Source organism: Eleftheria terrae (assembly GCF_030419005.1).
GTDB classification, from domain to species: domain Bacteria; phylum Pseudomonadota; class Gammaproteobacteria; order Burkholderiales; family Burkholderiaceae_C; genus Caldimonas; species Caldimonas terrae.
In genome coordinates this window covers 46049-64010 of the sequence record NZ_CP106952.1, presented here as the reverse complement: position 1 = coordinate 64010, position 17962 = coordinate 46049, and the positions used below count along the sequence as shown (strand labels likewise).

5 protein-coding genes and 1 pseudogene are annotated in these 17962 nt (G+C 69.3%); 1 reads left to right on the top strand and 5 read right to left on the bottom strand.

Annotated features, from left to right (window positions below):
• Window positions 1-589 precede the first annotated feature (589 nt).
• The gene (locus N7L95_RS24640; protein WP_301260267.1) at window positions 590-2926 is read left to right on the top strand and encodes a peptidase inhibitor family I36 protein; all 2337 of its coding nucleotides are present in this window, start codon (window positions 590-592) and stop codon (window positions 2924-2926) included.
• 176 nt (window positions 2927-3102) lie between these two features.
• On the opposite strand, the gene N7L95_RS24635 is transcribed toward N7L95_RS24640, so the two are convergent.
• The 5 genes and pseudogenes from N7L95_RS24635 to N7L95_RS24615 all read right to left on the bottom strand — a co-directional run bounded on the left by N7L95_RS24635 (window position 3103) and on the right by N7L95_RS24615 (window position 17878).
• Window positions 3103-3876, bottom strand: a complete 774-nt coding sequence (locus tag N7L95_RS24635; protein ID WP_301260266.1) for a ferredoxin--NADP reductase — start codon at window positions 3874-3876, stop codon at window positions 3103-3105.
• A 110-nt stretch (window positions 3877-3986) separates the two neighbouring features.
• Window positions 3987-5042: an MDR family NADP-dependent oxidoreductase gene (locus N7L95_RS24630; protein WP_301260265.1), complete on the bottom strand. Its 1056-nt coding sequence runs from the start codon at window positions 5040-5042 to the stop codon at window positions 3987-3989.
• Complete coding sequence (locus N7L95_RS24625; RefSeq protein WP_301260726.1) at window positions 5039-6742, bottom strand: phytoene desaturase family protein; 1704 nt, start codon at window positions 6740-6742, stop codon at window positions 5039-5041. Before N7L95_RS24625 ends, N7L95_RS24630 begins: the two co-directional genes overlap by 4 nt.
• 72 nt (window positions 6743-6814) lie before the next feature.
• The gene (locus N7L95_RS24620; protein WP_301260264.1) at window positions 6815-8482 is read right to left on the bottom strand and encodes a phytoene desaturase family protein; all 1668 of its coding nucleotides are present in this window, start codon (window positions 8480-8482) and stop codon (window positions 6815-6817) included.
• Window positions 8472-17878 (bottom strand): annotated as a pseudogene (locus N7L95_RS24615) (amino acid adenylation domain-containing protein). Before N7L95_RS24615 ends, N7L95_RS24620 begins: the two are co-directional and overlap by 11 nt.
• Window positions 17879-17962: the final 84 nt, after the last annotated feature.

Sequence of the window (17962 nt, the reverse complement as noted above, 5' to 3'; positions counted from 1 at the left end):
TCGAAGCCGATCCCCACAGCTGCCTTTCAAGTCGAAACCCCGGCGGTAGTGAAGATCGAAAGCATCCGCCGGGCAGCTGCGGCTGGGTCACCCTCATCGAATCGAGCGCATCGCGGTATTCACGCCGGCCCGGCCGAAAGGCCCGGCCACCGGCCCGCGAGGTGCAATCGCGGCGGGGTGACTTCGCAGGGCCTTGTCGGCCCCCCGTGCGGTGGCCGGCCGGGGTGCGTTTCGGCGATTCCCTCAGATGTAAACATTCAGCAGAACGTAACGCTGCAGTGCCGCAATGGAGATGCCGCCCCTCGCGCCTGCCCGGCCTCCAGGCTGCGTTGAATTTGGAACCGGTACCAAGTCCGCCGCTTGCTGCTGTGCAGCACCCGCGTAGCTTCCAGTTACGAGCATCGAAGGCGTGCCGGGCACCTCCGCTCAAAATCGGCAGGCCTTAACTTTCGCTTAAAGACTGTTTACGCGAGATTTCAAGGGCGGGTATTTCTGCGGACCCCGGGCGAGTCCTGGCCAATTGCCAGGGCAGGGAGCGTGGCCGGGCTCGTGCGGAGACGTTTGTTCAACTCCACCTCTCAAGGTACCCATGCACTACCCTCGACTACGCGCGCCGCTTTGCGGCTGGGCCCTGGCGGTCCTGTCCTTTGCCTGCGCCCATGCGCAGGCCGCCGACTACACCCAGGGCGTGGCGGTGTCCGGCGACAGCGCGACGCTCTGGTTCAAATCGAACGTCAACACGACCTGGGTCGACGCGCACTACCGCATCGACAACGGCACCCAGCAGAACGTGCGCATGAACTATGTCGCATCGGCCCTGCGGCACGAGCACCGCGTGCCGGTGAGCAGCGGCAAGGTCATCAGCTATTCCTTCACCTACAACAACGGCAACCCGGCCTACGACACGCCCACCTTCAGCTACACGGTGGGCGGGACGACGCCGACCGAGCCGCCGCCCGCCACGGGTGCGGCCTGCTTCTATGACGGCGCGTCCTATGGTGGCACCCCCTACTGCGCCGACGCCGACAGCGGCTATGTGGGCGCGGCATGGAACGACAAGATCTCTTCGTTGAAGATCCGGGCGGGCTATGAGGTCGAGCTGTTCGAGCATGCCAACTACGGCGGCCGCAGCCGCAAGCTGACGGCCGACACTGCGACGCTCGGCGACTTCGACAATGTCGCCTCGTCCTTCCGCGTGAAGAAGAGCGGGCCCGGGCTGCCGACTTCCGACACGCCCGACTTCGGCCCCAATGTGGTGGTGTTCGATCCGTCCACCCCCGCGAGCACCATCCAGTCGAAGCTGGATGCCGCGTTCAAGCCGCAGCTGCTGAGCCCCACCGCCCAGTTCGGCCCGCAGCGTCACGCCTTCCTGTTCAAGCCGGGCCAGTACTCCGGCATCTGGGCCAACCTCGGCTTCTACACCTCCATCGTCGGGCTGGGCCTGCGGCCGGACGACGTCACCATCAACGGCAACGTCAACGTCGACAGCGGCTGGAACTACGGTGATGCCGGCAACGCCACCCAGAACTTCTGGCGCTCGGCCGAGAACTTCGCGCTGGTGCCCTCGGGGGGTACCAACCGCTGGGCGGTGTCGCAGGCGGCACCGATGCGGCGCGTCCACATCATCGGCAACCTGCACCTGGGACCCTCGAACCAGGACCACGGCCAGGGCTACGCAAGCGGCGGCTATCTGGCCGACAGCAAGGTGGACGGCTCGGTGTCCTCCGGCTCGCAGCAGCAGTGGTACACCCGCGACAGCCAGATCGGCGTGTGGTACGACGGTGTGTGGAACATCGTGTTCTCGGGGGTGACCGGAGCACCGGCCACCAGCTTCCCGGCGGTCTGGGGTTCGGCACCGCCCTACACCACGCTGGCCACCACGCCGGTGTCGCGCGAGAAGCCCTTCCTCTACATCGATGGCGCCGGCAAGTACCGGGTGTTCGTCCCGGCGCTGCGGAGCAACGCCGCAGGCGCCAGCTGGACCAGCGGCAGCACGGCCGGCACCTCGCTGCCGATGAGCCAGTTCTATGTCGCCAAGCCGGGTGACAGCGCCAGCACGCTCAATGCGGCACTGGCCCAGGGCCTGAACCTGTTCTTCACGCCGGGCACCTATCGCCTGAACGAAACCATCCGGGTCACGCGGGCCAACACGGTGGTGCTGGGCATCGGCTTCGCAACGCTGGTGCCGGAGAACGGCGTGACCGCGATGTCGGTGGCCGACGTGGACGGCGTGAAGATCGCCGGCCTGTTGTTCGACGCCGGCACCGTGAACAGCCCGTCGCTGCTGACGGTGGGCACGGCCGGCTCGACGGCTCGCCATGCCAGCAACCCGACCAGCGTGCAGGACGTGTTCTTCCGCATCGGCGGCGCGGTGGCGGGCAAGGCCGGCACCAGCCTGGTGGTCAACAGCCATGACACCCTCATCGACCACATCTGGGCCTGGCGTGCCGACCATGGCAGCGCACCGACCGGCTGGACCGTCAACCCGGCCGACACCGGCGTGATCGTCAACGGCAACAACGTGCTGGCCACCGGCTTGTTCGTCGAGCACTACGAGAAGTACGAAGTGATCTGGAACGGCGAGAACGGCAAGACCATCTTCTTCCAGAACGAGAAGCCGTACGACGTGCCCAACCAGTCGGTGTGGATGAGCCCGGCCGGCAACGGCTATGCCGCCTACAAGGTGGCCGACCATGTGAAGACGCATGAGGGCTGGGGCATGGGCTCGTACTGCTACTTCAACGTGAACCCGAGCGTCAACGTGTACCACGGCTTCGAGGTGCCCAACACCCCGGGGGTGCGGCTGCACAGCGTCTTCACCGTGTCGCTGGGCGGCGTGGGCACCATCACGCATGTGGTCAACGACACCGGCGGCATGGCGCAGGGCGTGCAGACGATTCCGCAGAACGTCGTCAGCTATCCCTGACCCGCGGCCGCCGCGAGGGGTTGTCTTCCAAAGGGGGCTGCGGCCCCCTTTCTTCTGCGCGGCACCATGTGGCTGGACCGAAAGGCAGGCGGCCAGGACGGCCTTGCCGAACGCGGCGCGGCTCGCGTGGTCGCGCAAGCGGTGGCACCGCCCTCCTGTCGTGGGGCAGGACGGCGCTACTGGTCGGCGAAGGCCCGCTCCACCACATAGTCGCCCGGCGCATGTGTGCTGCCTTCGTGCAGGCCCCGGCCGTCCAGCAAGGCCTTCAGGTCCTTCAGCATCTGCGGGCTGCCGCAGATCATCACGCGGTCGTGCTCGCGGTCGAGCGCGGGCAGGCCCAGGTCGGAGAACAGCTTGCCGTTCTCGATCAGCGTCGTGATGCGGCCCTGGTTGCGGAACGGCTCGCGCGTGACCGTCGGGTAGTACAGCAGCTGCCGCGAGGCCAGCTCGCCAAGGAACTCGTGGCCCGGCAGTTCCTGGGTGATCAGGTCCTGGTAGGCCAGCTCGTTGACCTCGCGGCAACCGTGCACCAGCACCACCTGCTCGAAGCGCTCATAGGTGTGCGGGTCGCGGATCACGCTCAGGAACGGTGCCAGCCCGGTGCCGGTGGCCAGCATGTACAGCCGCTTGCCGGGCAGCAGGTAGTCCAGCAGCAGCGTGCCGGTGGGCTTGCGCCCGACCAGGATCGTGTCGCCTTCCTTCAGGTGCTGCAGCCGCGAGGTGAGCGGGCCGTCGGGCACCTTGATGCTGAAGAACTCCAGGTGCTCTTCATGGTTGGCGCTGGCCACGCTGTAGGCGCGCAGCAGCGGCTTGCCGTTGACCTTCAGCCCGATCATCGTGAAATGGCCGTTCTGGAAGCGGAAGGCCTGGTCGCGGGTGGTCGTGAAGCTGAACAGGCGATCGGTCCAGTGGCGGACGCTCAACACACGTTCTTCGTTGAAATGGCTCATGTCGAATGCAGATGAAAGGCGGCGCTCGGCAGAGCGCCCGGGCGGTGCCGGGGCACCGGGCGGCGCCCGGGGTAGCGTTGCGCGGCCACCCCGGCGCGGCAGGACATGCGCTAGACCTGCACCAGCACCTTGCCCTGCTTGGCCGCGGCGCCGGTGAACAGGCTCTGGTACGCCTGCGGCAACTGGTCGAAGCCGCGGTGCACCGTCTGCCGGTAGCTCAGCTCACCGCGGCGCAGCATGCCGCCGAGCTCGGCGTGCAAGGCCTCCCAGTTTTCCTCGGTGAACCATTCGAGCGAAAAGATGCCGCGGAGGGTGGCGCGCGGAAACATGATGTAGGGCAGCAGCCGAGGACCAAGGTGGTCCTGGCCGACCTGGCTGGCCCACTGCCAGCACACCGCCACCTGGCTGTGGACGTTGAGCATCGAGAACACCACGTCGGTCACCCGGCCGCCCACGCTGTCGAGGTACTTGTCGACGCCATCGGGCAAGGCATCCTGCAAGGCGGCGCGCACGGTGGCCTCGTCGTCGTCATGTCGGCAAACCACCACCTCGTCGAAGCCCAGCTCGTGCAGCTGTGCCGCCCGGGCGGGCGAGCTGGTGAGGCCCACCACGCGGGCGCCGTCACGCTGGGCCCATTGGCCGATGAGCGAGCCGATGGTGCCAGAAGCACCGCTGACCAACACCTGGTCGCCTCGCTTGATCGTCATGAACTTGCGCAGGATGCCCCAGGCCGTCATGCCCGGGCCGCCCAGCACGCCCAGCGCGGTGGACAGCGGCAGTGCATCATCGTAGTGGTGCGGCTGCAAGCGGCGATAGGCGGGGAAGACCATCGGGAAGGTGCCGGTCTGCCAAAGCGCCGGCTCACCGTTGCTGACGACATGGCTGCGCCATCCGCCGAAGCCCTGCACCAGGTCGCCTGCCCGGTGCGGCGCCCGCGGGCCGGCCTGCAGTACCTGCATCACGGAGTCGGCACCCATCACGTCGCCCAGCGGTGTGTCCCGCGCAATGCCCTGCAGGTAGGGATCGACGGACACGTACAGGGTTTTCAGCAGCATCTCGTCGTCGGCAAGGCGGACCTCGACGTCCTCCACCACCTTCTCATAGATCCTGCTGGCGTCCGGCACGCCTTCCACGTGCTCGCGCACGACCCATTTCTCGATTCTCATGTGGTACTCCTGGTCCAGCGGACCTCTTGGGGGAAACCTGCGGCGCGCCCCGTGGAGGGAGCGGGCTTGCCCACCGGCACCACCAGGTGCGTCGGTGCGGGGGCGCTGTCGTCGATGCTGGCGCTGAAGGGCTTGCCGTCGTCGCGGCAGATGAACTGCATCACCTGCCGTCCGGCGGCTGCCGCCCGGATCAGGCCGCCGGTGGTGGCCCAGACGCCCGAGAGGTAGAAGTTCCGCAGGCCGGGCAGCACCGGGCCATGGCGCTTGACCTGCTCTTCCAGTGTTTCGCCGCTCTCGACAAAGGGCTGCCAGCCCAGCACGGTGCCGTCGTAGTTGCCGGTGTAGCGCACCTGGGTCAGCGGGGTGGAGACATCGCGCACCTTGACCGCGTCCTTCAGGCCCGGGTAGCGGCGCTCGAGGATGTCGAGCATCGCATTGCACACCTGCCGCTTGGCCGCGCTGTACCGTGCGCCGCGCCGCACCGGCAGGGTGTGCAGCTGTTCGCCGCGGCGCGGCCGGCTGGCCTGCTCGGGCCCGTCGGTCAGCTCGCGCCAGGGGGCCACGTCGCAAAAGTAGGTGGCGTACACGATGCTGCCGCCCTCGGGCGCCAGCTCCGGGTAATGCAGGCTGCGAAACTGCACATTGATGCTGGGATGGCGGATGCCCAGCATGCGCGCCGCATCCGCCTCGTCCAGCAGGTAGGTGGTGCAGGGCTCACCTTCGGGAAACTGACGGTCCAGCCCGAGGAAGACGATGAAGTAGCCGGGAAACACCATGCCCGGCTGCTCGATGGTGCGGGTGTACAGCCGCTCGTAGGTCTCGTCGAGGTAGCGGCCCTGCAGGAACTTCATCACCGTGGTGTGGCCGTCGGCCGCCGAGACCACGATGTCGGCGAACAGCTCGCGCCCGTCGCTCAGGCGCACGCCGATCGCGCGGTCGTTCTCGACCAGCACCTGCTCGACCTTGGCGTTGTAGCTGAGCTCCCCGCCCAGCCGCCGGTACCTCGCCTCGATGGAGCGCGACAGGCCCAGCGAGCCGCCTTCCGGCACACCGGCCGAATGGTTGGCATGGGCTGCCAGCTGGAAGTAGAAGGGCAGCACCGGGAAGTTCGGGTGCTTCTCATAGAGGATGAAGTTGAAGGCCTCGCGCAGCAGCGGGTCCTTGAAGCGCGCCGAATAGTCCGTCATCAGCACGCTGATGGACTTGCGGATGACGTTGAAGTGGGGAATGAAGGACGCCATCATCCGCCAGCGCTCCGAGCGCCCCATCAGGCCCACCGGCTTGAGGAAAGGGTAGACGGCCAGGCACTTCCTGAACTGGCGCAGGCCCTTGCAGAAGTCGCGGATCAGCTTGCTGTCGGCCGGGGAGAGCGACTTCAGGTGGGCCTCCAGCCGGTCCGGGTCGGAGTAGAAGTAGACCGAGCGGCCGTCGCGACCGCGCACGATGTTGAAGACGTCGAAGTGCCGCATCTGCTTGCCTTGCAGCGCGCCCAGCTCCAGCCAGATCTGGTGCATCTCGTTGCCCGGCCCGTTGCCGAGCAGCCAGCTGATGCAGCAGTCGAAGGTGAAGTCGCCGCGGTCCCAGGCGGTGCAGCAACCGCCGGGGATCTCGTGCATTTCCAGTACGTGGCTGCGGTAGCCGTTCATCTGCGCGTAGCAGCCGGTGGACAGGCCGCCGAGGCCGCCACCGATGATGAGCATCGTCTCTCGCGTGGATTTCGCTTGTGGCATGTCTGTGTGTCCCTGCCGGGCCCTGCGGCCCGGCGTGAGTGCTCAGGCCTCGGCCTGCTCTTCGCTGTGCAGCAGCCCGAGCTGCCCGACGTGCCAGGCCTTGCCGCCCTGGCTGGGATAGGCCTGGAAGGCGCGCCCCTGCTCGTCGCAGATGTACTGCACGACATAGCGCCCGGAGGAGGCGGCCCGAATCAGACCGCCGCCGCCGATCCACTGGCCGGCCATGTAGAAGCGCTGCAGCCCTGGCAGCTGCATGCGGCCCTGGTTGAGCAGCTTGTTGGCCAGGTCTTCGGCTTCGGTGAAGGCCTTCCAGGCCAGGATGCTGCCGTTGTGGTTGCCGGTGTAGCGTTGCGTGGTGGCCGGCGAGGAGACGTTCACCACCTCCACCCGCTCGTTCAGGCCCGGGTAGAGGCGCTCCAGGTAGGCACGCACGAAGTCGGCCACCCGGCGCTTCTGGGCCCAGTATTCCTTGCGGTCCTCGCTGCGCAGCCGGTGCCAGTAGGCGTAGTCGCTGAAGTAGGTGCAGTGGATGACCGAGCGGCCCGGTGGGGTGAAGCTGTCGCTGTAGTGCGAACGCAGCTGCACCACCAGGCTGCCCTGCGGTGCGCTGGGCAGCTGCTGGCGCTCGCTGTCCGACAACAGGTAGGTGGTGGTGTGCGGCTCGCTGCGGTCGAACTCGCCCTGCACGCCGAGGAAGACCGACACCACGCCCGGGTAGAGGATGTCGGGGCGCAGCAGCAGGTCCTTGTACAGCTTCTCCACCGTGTCGTTGACATAGCGGCCCTGCAGCATCTTGTAGATGGTGGTGTGGCCGTCGCAGGCAGAGACGACATAGTCGGCGTAGTGCCGGGTGCCGTTCTTCAGCTCAACGCCGACCGCCCGGCCGTCTTCCACCAGCACCTTCTCGACACGGGCGCGGTAGTGCACCCTGCCGCCGAGCGACTTGTAGCGTGCCTCCACCGAACGGGCCAGCGCCAGCGATCCGCCTTGCGGGAAGCCGGCGTTGTTCTTGTGTGCGCAGGCCAGGTTGTAGAGGTAGGGCAGCACCGGGAAACAACCCGGGTCCTGGAAGAAGATGTTGCGCATCGCGCGCCGCAGCAGCGGGTCGCGGAACTTGTCGGCGAAGGTGTCCATCTGCATGGCGCCGCTGCGCCAGAACAGCCGGAAGGACGGCAGGATGCCCATCCATTCACCCAGGCGCTCGCGCCAGGTCTTCAGCGGGTCGGGCTTGAGGACCGGGTACATCTCCAGCTTGACGAAGCGGCGCACGTCGGCGCAAAAGCTGCGGATCAGCGCCTCGTCCTGTGGCGAGACCTCCAGCAGGTGCTGCTCCAGCCGGTCGGGGTCGTTGTAGAAGGTGACCTCCCGGCCGTCCGGGCCCACCACCCGGTTGAACATTTCGAAGTTCACCACCGTCTTGCCGTCCAGCGCACCCAGCTCCTGCCACACCTGGTGCGCCGCATTGCCGGCCCCCGAGCCGATCAACCACTCGATGCAGTAGTCGAAGGTGTAGCCCTTGCGGACCCACCCGGTGCAGCAACCACCCGGCATCACGTAGGACTCGTAGATGCGGCTGTCCATGCCGTTCATTTGCGCATAGACGCCGGTGGACATGCCGCTGATGCCGGCGCCGATCACGATGACGCGCGGCTTGCCGGCGCCGGGGCGCCTGGGCTCGCACCAGTCGAGCGGAAGGTCTTCACGCGACATGGTCGGCCTCCCCGGTCAGGATGCGGCGGGTCAGCCCCGCGTTGCGGCCCACATGCTCCTTGCCCAGCATGTCCGCGTGCTTGCCGAACCCGCAGAACACCGCGGTGGCGGTGCGGGAGCTGCCATGCCAGGTGCCCTTGGCGCCGGCGGCGTAGAAGCCGACCTTCTCCTCGTCCGAGATCACGTTCACCGCGGCCGCCACCATGCCGAGGTTGGGGCGCCGGCTGACGAAGTCGATGTAGTCGCGTGCCTGCTCCCGCGTCTCGTTGGCCACGATCTCCGAGCCGGTGTGGCGGCGCAGGTGGTCGGCCAGCTCACGCTCGAAGGCATCGAAGTCCACCAGGGCCGGATCGAAGGACTCGGCGATGCGGTACGAGTCCATGATCACCACGTCCGGCACGTCCCGGCCACGGCGTTCCAGCTCCTTGGCCACCTCGAAGGCCAGGTTGCCGCCGAGCGAGTAGCCCATCAGCCGGCAGACCCCGGTGTCCTGGATCGACTCGATCAGGTCGGCGTAGCGTTCCACCTTGTCGTCGCCCACCAGGTAGTTGAAGGACACCAGCTCGTAGTCCTGCAGGTGCAGCGACAACTCCCGGTACACCAGGCCGTGCCCGCCCGCCGGCGGGAAGCAGAAGATCCTGGCGCCCTGGCCGACATTGAAGCGCAGGTAGGGTTGTGCCCCGGAGATCCGGCCGGTGATGATGTGCTCCACCGTGCGCGCCATGCCGCGCAGCGTGGTCAGCTTGAACAGCTCGCTCACCGGAATGGCGATGTTGAACTCGGTCTGCAGGTGGTAGATCAGCTCGATCAGCTTGATGGAGCTGCCGCCAATCTCGAAGAAGTCCTGCTGCAGGCCCACCGCCTGCAGCCCGAGCAGGGCGCCCCAGTGCGCCGCGACGCGCTGCTCGTAGAGCGTCACCGGCGGCTCCAGCGCGGTGTCGGCGGCGCCGAACTGCGGTGCCGGCAGCGCCTCCAGGTCCACCTTGCCATTGGGCGTCAGCGGCAGGCTCGGCAGCTGCACGAAGCCGGCGGGCACCATGAAGCCGGGCAGCCGGGCCGCCAGGTGGTCGCGCAGCTCCGACCAGTTCAGCGTTGCCCCTTCGCTCGGCACGCAGTAGGCGCACAGCTGCTGTTCACCGCCCGGGTCGAGCCGGGTGGCCACCACCGCCTGGGCGACGGCGGGCCACTCGGCCAGGCCGGCCTCGATCTCGCTGATCTCGATGCGGTGCCCCCGTACCTTCACCTGGCGGTCGGCGCGGCCCAGCAGCTGCACGCTGCCGTCGGCGCTCCAGCGCGCCAGGTCTCCGGTGCGGTAGAGGCGCAGCTGGCGGGCAGCGTCGCCGCGGCCAAGCGTCAGGCTGACGAAGCGACGGGCGGTCTGCTGCTCGTCGCCCAGGTAGCCGGCCGCCACACCGGCGCCGCCGATCCACAACTCGCCCGGCACGCCGGGGGGCACCGGACGCGCCTGCTCATCGAGGATGTAGAGCGCGCTGTTCGGGAAAGGCCGCCCGATCGGCACCATCTGGCCGGGGTCGAGCCCGTCGGTGGGACCTTCGAAGTAGGTGCTGTCGATGGTGGCCTCGCTGAGGCCGTAGGAATTCACCACCCGCGTGTGCGCCTCGCACAGCGCGCGCAGCCGGCGGTATTCCTCCACCTTCCAGACGTCCGAGCCGACGATCATCAGCCGCAGCATCGGCAGGCGCTTGTGCTCGCGCTCGCAGAAGTCCATCAGCGCTCGGGCGATGGCCGGGACGAACTCGGCGCAGTCCACTTCCTCCACCGTCATGGTGCGGTACAGCGCGGCGGTGTCGAACAGCAGGTCGCGGCCGGCCAGCACCAGCTTGCCGCCGGAGCACAGGGCCCGCACCAGGTCGCCGGCGAACACGTCGAACGAGAAGCTGGCCATCTGCAGGTGCGCGTGCACCTCGCTGCCGAGCCGGTAGGCCTGGTGCCAGGCCGCCTGCGCCGAGGCCAGGTTGCCGTGCGTCACCTGCACCGCCTTCGGCCGCCCGGTCGAGCCGGAGGTGTAGATCACATAGGCCAGGTCGTCCAGGGCAGGGGCCGGTGCCGGCACGCTGGCCGGCGTGCCGGCATCGAGCGCGAGCCGCGGGTCGGCCAGCGACAGCCGCTCGCCGGCCCAGCCCGCCAGGCCGGCACCACCGCCTTCGTCGATCAGCACGAGGCCCGCCCCGGCGTGCTCGGCCATGTAGACGAGGCGCTCGTCCGGATAGTTGGGGTCCAGTGGCAGGTAGGCGCCGCCTGCCTTCAGTACCGCCAGCAGCGCAACGATCAGCCGGGGCGATTTCTGCATGCACAGGCCGACGATGCTGCCGCGTTCAACGCCCAAGGCGCGCAGCCGGTGCGCCAGCTGGTTGGAGCGGCGCTCCAGCTCGCCATAGCTGAGGCGCTCACTCGGCCCCCCCGGGCGCGGCGCCGAGACGGCCACAGCGCTCGGCCGCTGTGCCGCGACGCGGCTGACCAGCGCGGGCACCGGCAGCTCGGCAGCCACGCGCTCGCCGGCGCCGCTCCACTGGTCGAGAATCCGACGGCTTTCCTCGGCGCCCAGCATGTCGAGCTGGGCGATCGGCTGCTGCGCCGGTGCCTGCGTCAGCGCCTCCAGCAGGCCCGTGTAGTGCGATGCCACGCGCTGCACGGTCTCGGGCAGGAACAGGTCGGTGTTGTACTTGAAGACGCAGTGGAAGCGGCCTTCGGCTTCGTCCTCGTAGACCGACAGGGTCAGGTCGAACTGGCCTTCTTCCTCCGGCAGCTCGATGTACTCCAGCCGGAAGCCGTACTTCTCGGTGGCGACCTTGTGCGACAGCAGGATGAACATGGTCTGGAACACCGCCGAACGGCTGGCGTCGTGCTTCAGCCCGAGCTTTTCCACCAGCAGCACGAAGGGGTACTCCTGGTTGTCCAGGCCGTTCAGCACGGTGCGCTGCACCTGCGCCAGCAGTTCCGCCACCGTGGGCGTCTGGCTCAGGTCGACGTGCAAGGGCAGCGGGTTCACGAAGTAGCCATAGACCGACGCGAACTGGCGCTCGGTGCGGCCGGTCACCGGGCTGCCGACGATCAGGTCGCTCTGGCCGGTGTAGCGCTGCAGCAGCAGGTAGTAGGCGCTCATCAGCACCATGAACACGGTGGCGCTGTGCTCGCCGGCCAGGCGGTGGATGCGGGCGCTCAACTCCGCGTCGAGCACGAAGAACTCGGAGGCGCCGTTGTGGGTCTGCACCACCGGCCGGGGCTTGTCGGTGGGCAGGTTGAGGATGGGCACCTCGGCCGGCAGGTGGCTCTTCCAGTAGCCCAGCATGCGCTGCGCCTGCGGGCCGGCCAGCAACTGGTTCTGCCAGTTCAGGAAGTCGAGGTAGCGGGCGCCCACCGGCGGCAGGGCGGCCGGCTCGCCGCGCCGCAGGCCGTCGTAGATCGCCAGCAGCTCCTCGATGAAGGTGAAGGTCGAGATGGCGTCCGAGATGATGTGGTGGACCGCCTTCATGATGATCCAGCGGTCCTCGCCGCGCTTGAACAGCCGGAAGCGGATCAGCGCGTCGTGCGCCAGGTCGTAGGGCTTGCGGTACTCGTGGATGATGGCCTGGTAGATCTCGTCCCAGCTGCGGTCCTGCACGTCGTGCAGCGCGACATCGAGCTGGCCCTCGGGCGCGATGCGCTGCAGCGCCTGCCCGTCTTCCATCACGAAGTGGGCCCGCAGGCTGGGGTGGCGGGCCACCAGCTGTCGCACCGCCTCGAACATCAGCTGCGGCTGCAGCACGGTGCGTACCTCCACCGCGCCGCCGATGTTGTAGGCGAAGCCCTCCGGATCGAGCTGCTTCAGGAACCACAGCGCCTTCTGGTTCTGCGTCAGCGGATAGGCCGCTTCGTCCTCATGGAGCGGCGCTGCCTCGCCGCTGGCGCTGCCGCCGTCGTCGGCCGCGATCAGCTCGCTCAGGCCGTCGTGCAGCTGGTCGATCAGCTCGTCGACGGCCGCATTGCTCAGCAGGGTCACCATCGGCAGCGCGTACTTCAGCTCGGTGTGCACGCGCGCCCGCAACTCCATGGCCAGCAGCGAGTCGAGGCCCAGGGTGTTGAGGCTGGTGCCCGGCTCGACCTGCTCCACCTTCACCTTGAGCACCTGAGCCGCCACGGCGCTGAAGCGCTCGGCCAGCAGCGTGCGGCGGCCGGCCGGGCCGGCATCGCGGAAGGCCTCCAGGAAGCTGCCGCTGTCGGCCTGCGCGGTGGCGGCGTCGCGTGCGGCCAGCTCGCTCACCAGCGGGGGCGGTGAGGCGTACCACGACAGGAACAGCGGCCAGTCCACCACCGTGGCCACGAGCAGCTGCGCCCGGTCCTGCCCGATCACCCGCTCGAGCACGTCCATGCCGGCCTCCGGCGACAGCGAGCTCATGCCGCGGCTGTGCCGGTAGTGATCGATCAGGCCCAGCTCCTCGATCATGCCGGTGGCCCAGGGGCCCCAGTCCAGGCTGAGGGCCGGCAGGCCACGGGCGCGGCGATGGTGCGCCAGCGCATCGAGGAAGGCATTGCCCGCCGCATAGTTGGTTTGCCCGGCGGTGGTGAGCAGCGAGGCGATCGAGGCGAACAGCACGAAGTGCTCGATCGGCTCGTCGGCCAGGTGGCGGTGCAGCAGCCAGGCGCCGGCCACCTTGGGGTCGTGCACCCGGGCGAAGGTCGGCTCGTCCATCTCGGCCAGCAAGGTGTCGTTGACCTGGCCGGCGAGGTGGAAGACGCCGCGGATCGGCGGCAGTCCCTGGCTGCGGAAATCGGCCAGCCAGGCCTGCAACGCCGCTTCGTCGGTGATGTCCAGCGGCGCCAGCAGGGCCTGCGCGCCCAGCCGCTCCAGCTCCTTGACGAACTGCACTTGGCGGCCGGTGGGGGTGTGCGGGTCGAGTTGCCGCCACTGGCTGCGCTCGGGCAGGCGGCTGCGGCCCACCAGCACCAGCTTGCGCGCACCGCGGCGCACCAGCGTGCGGCACAGCAGCCGGCCCAGGGCACCGAAGGCGCCGGTGACCAGGTAGCAGCCGTCGCTGCGCAGCCGCAGCGGCAGCGGCCGGGTCAGTCCGGCAGCCGGCTGCAAGCGGCTGCTGTAGCGGCGGCCATTGCGCAGCGCCACTTCGTCCTCGTCATGCCGGCGCAGTTCCTCGAGCAGGGCCAGGGCTTCCGCCGGCCGTTGCCCGGACCAGGGGCCGCTGGCCGGGTCGAGGTCGATCAGCTTGCCGCGTTGCGCCATCAGCTCCTGGTACCACAGCACCCGGCCGACGCCCCAGGCCGGCGCGCCCAGCGGCTCCACCGGATCGCCGGCGGCCACCGCCTGGGTGCCGCGCGTGACGACGTGCAGCCGCGCCGGCAGCGGCTGGGCCAGCAGGGCCTGGCCGAGGGCGACCAGCGACTGGCTGCCCAGCGTGCGAAGCCGCGCCAGCTGCGCCGGCTCGCTCGCGTCCAGCGCCGGCAGGTCGAGGTTCCAGAGGTGCACCAGCGTGTCGGGCGGCGGGCCATCGGCAGCGGCCAGGTCGGCCAGCAGGCGCCGCAAGTGCTCGGCGTTGCCCGGCTCCACGGTCGCCTCGTCATGCGACCGGGCCAGCTCATAGGCAGCACCCGCGCGCACCAGGTGCACCCGGGCGCCGGCCGCACGCGCCTCAGCGGCCAGCGCGTCGCCCAGGCCCGTGGTGTCGGCGAACACCAGCAGGCGCTGCGGGCCGGACTGGGCCGGCGAAGGGGCCGCGGTGGCCTCGCTGCCAGCCGGCGCCTGGGTGTCTTCGGCGGACGGCAGCTCGATCCAGCGCAGGTCGGCCAGCCACTGGTCGATGGTGGCCAGGCTCACCTTGGCAGCGGCCTTCTCGATATTGGCCGCGCGCAATCCCACCACCTGGCCCAGCGGCCGGCCGTCGTCGGCATAGAGGGCAAGGTGGCCGAGCAGCTCGTCCTCCCCGCCGGTGGTGACGCTGGCATGCACCCATAGCGGCTGGTCGCCGATGGGCTCGGTGCGCAGCAGCTCGAGCGACAGCGGCAGGCGAATGCCGGTGGTGCCAGGCTGCGCCTCCTGCTGCAGGATCTGTGGCGTCAGCAGGGCCTGGAAGCAGGCGTCCAGCAGCACCGGATGGAAGTGGTGGCCAGCGGCCGACCGGCCCAGGAGGTCGGTGGGCCGGATGCGGGCCAGCGCCTGGTCGGCCGAGATCCACACCTGCTCGATGCCCTGGAAGCCCGGGCCATAGTGGTAGCCCAGCGTGCCCAGCGCGTCGTAGCAGGCCGCCCGGTCCAGGTGGCGCAGCGCGCCGGCCTGCAGGGCCGGCAGGTCGAGCGGCGGCAGGCGCAGGCTGTACTGCCCGGCGCGCACGCAGCCGGTGGCATGCACCGTGCGCTCCTGGCCGGCCGCCGGCAGGGTGGCCACATTGAAGCTCGCGCCGTCCGAGGAGAAGGAGAACTGCACCGCCTTGGCCTCCTGCTCGGGCAGGAACAGCGCCTTGCGAAACTCGACGTCGGCGATGGCGGCTGCGCTTCCGCCGGTCATGGCCCTGAGCGCCTGCAACGCCATCTCGAGGTAGCCGGCGGCGGGAAACAGCACATTGCCCTGGATGCGGTGGTCACGCAGGTAGGGCAGTTGCTCGGCGTCCAGCCGGGCTTCCCAGGTCGGCTCGGCATGGGCCATCCGGCGACCGAGCAGCGGGTGATCCAGCTGGCCGAGGCGGATCTGTTCCACCGGCTGCGGCGCCACCCAGTAGCGGTCGCGTTTCCAGGCATAGCAGGGCAGCGGCACCGGCCGGCCGGCCGGATACTGGCGCCGCCAGTCGATCGCCACGCCGCAGCCGTGCAGCGCGGCCAGCGAGGCGGTGAAGCGGGCCTGCTCGTTCTCCTGCCTGCGGATCGAGGGGACGGTGGTCGCCTTCGCCTGGCGGGCCGCGAAGCACTCCTGGATGGAGTGGCCCAGCACCGGATGCGGGCCGATCTCCAGGAACAGGTCGTGGCCGTCGTCCAGCATCCGGTCCACCGCCGAACGGAAGCCGACGCTGTTGCGCACGTTGAGCCACCAGTAGTGCGCATCGAGCTCGCTGCCCTCGGCCCGGCCCGGCTGGCCGGTGGTGTACAGCGGCACCTGCGCCGGGCGGGGCGCCAGCTCGGCAAGCGCGGCGAGCAGCTCGTCCTTGATCAGCTCCATCCGGGCGCTGTGGTACGGCACCCGCACCGCCAGCCGCTTGGCGAAGAGGCGCTCCTCGCGCAGCTCGGCGGCGATCTGTTCGAGCGCGTCCTCGTCGCCCGCCAGGGTCAGGGCCGTGGGACTGTTGATGGCCGCCACCGACAGCCGGCTGCCATAAGGCTGCAGGCGCTGCAGTGCGTCGGCCTCTGTGAGGCCGACCGCCAGCATGCCGCCGGTGTCCACCAGCTTCTGCTGCAGGCGGCTGCGGTGCAGCACCACCATGACTGCCTGCTCCAGCGTGTAGACGCCCGCTTCGTAGAAGGCGGCGACCTCGCCGGTGCTGTGGCCGACGATCGCGTCCGGCTGCACGCCGTGCGATCGCCACAGCGCTGCCAGCCCGATCTGCACCGCGAAGTTGGCCGGCTGGGCGAGCCAGGTCTCGCTCATCTGCGACTCGGCTTCGCCGGCTTGCAGGCCCTCGATCAGCGACCAGCCGGCCTGGCGCATGATCTCGCGGTCGCAGCGCTCGATCACCTCGCGGTAGACCGGCTCGGCCTCGAACAGCTGGCGGCCCATCGCCCACCATTGCGGCCCCATGCCGGTGAAGACCCACGCCAGGCGCTGCCGCTCGCCCTCGCGGCGCTGGCCGCCAACGACGTGCGCGTGCGACTCGCCCTGCAGGAAGCCGGACAGGCGCTGCTGCAGGTCCTCGCGGTCGCGATAGACGAAGGACAGCCGCGACTCCAGGTGCTGGCGCCGATGCGCCAGGGTGTAGCCCAGGTCGTCGAGCGAGACCTCCGCCTCACCGCTGCGGGCCAGTTCATCGCGGATGCCGGCCACCATCGCGGCAAAGGCCGCCGTGTCGCGCGCCGTCAAGGGCAGCACGCGCCAGTCGGGCCGGGCGGCTTGCCCGGGCCCGGCAGGCGCCGGCTCCGCCGTCGCGGGCGCTTCTTCGAGCAGCACATGCGCGTTGGTCCCGCCGAATCCGAAGGAGTTGACGGCCGCACGCGCCGGCCCTTCATGGGCCGGCCAGTCGGTCGGCTGGGTGGGAATCTCGTACGGCAGCGAGGCCGGATCGATGCTCGGGTTGAGCTGCTGCAGGTTGATGTGGGGCGGGATCTTCCGGTACTTCAGGCTCAGCGCCGTCTTGATCAGGCCGGCCACGCCAGCGGCCGCCTCGGTATGGCCGATGTTCGTCTTGACCGAGCCCACATAGCACTTGGCGCCCGGCTGCCGGCCGATGGACAGCGCCCGCCCGAGCGCCTTGGCCTCTATCGGGTCGCCGACCGGCGTGGACGTGCCGTGCGCTTCCATGTACTGCAGGCTGCCGGGCAGCACGCCCGCCTCGGCACAGACCCGCTCGATCAGGCGCACCTGCGCATCGGGGTTGGGCACCGTGATGCCATTGGTGCGGCCGTCCTGGTTGGCCCCGCTGCCGATGATCACGGCATAGATCGGGTCACCGTCGCGCAGTGCGTCGCTCAGGCGCTTGAGCACCACCAGGCCCACCCCTTCCGCGCGCACATAGCCGTTGGCGCTGGCGTCGAAGGTGCGCGACTGGCCCTCCGCCGACAGGAAGCCGCCCTTGGTCTCGGCATGGTGTACTGCGGCGTCATGTGCAGCAGCGCGCCACCGGCCAGGGCCAGGCTGCTTTCGCCGCGGCGCAGGCTGGCGCACGCCAGGTGCACCGAGACCAGCGAGGAGCTGCAGGCCGTGTCGATCGACATGCTCGGGCCGCGGAAGTCGAAGCAGTACGAGATGCGGTTCGACAGCATCGTCATCATCGTGCCGGTGGCCGTGTGGGCTGCCAGGGTCTCGAAGCTGAGGTCGGCGAACTGGACGATCTTGTAGTCCAGGGTGAAGCCGCCCACGAACACGCCGACGTCCTTGCCGGCCAGCTCCAGCGGATGCTGGCCGCCGTCTTCGAGTGCTTCCCAGGCCGCTTCCAGCAGCTTGCGCTGCTGCGGGTCCATGTAGTCCGCCTCGCGGGGGCTGATGCCGAAGAAGGCCGGGTCGAACTCGTCGAAGCCGCTGATGTAGCCGCCGCGCCCGGCCACCAGGCGGCCGGGCTTCGCCTTGTCGGCGCTGCGCAGCGTCGTCACGTCGTAGCGGTCGGCCGGTGTGGCGGTGATGCAGTCGCGGCCTTCGATCAGGTTGCGCCAGAAGGCACGGGGGTCCGACGCGTCGCCGGGAAAGCGGCAGCCCATGCCGATGATGGCGATTCGTTCATCGGACGCGGCGTTGCTGGGGTCGATCATGCTCGGGGTCCTTCCGTCAATGGGTCGTGATGCGGGGGGCGGTGGTGGGCGAGCCCGAAAGTCGGGCGAAGGCGGGCCTCGCAC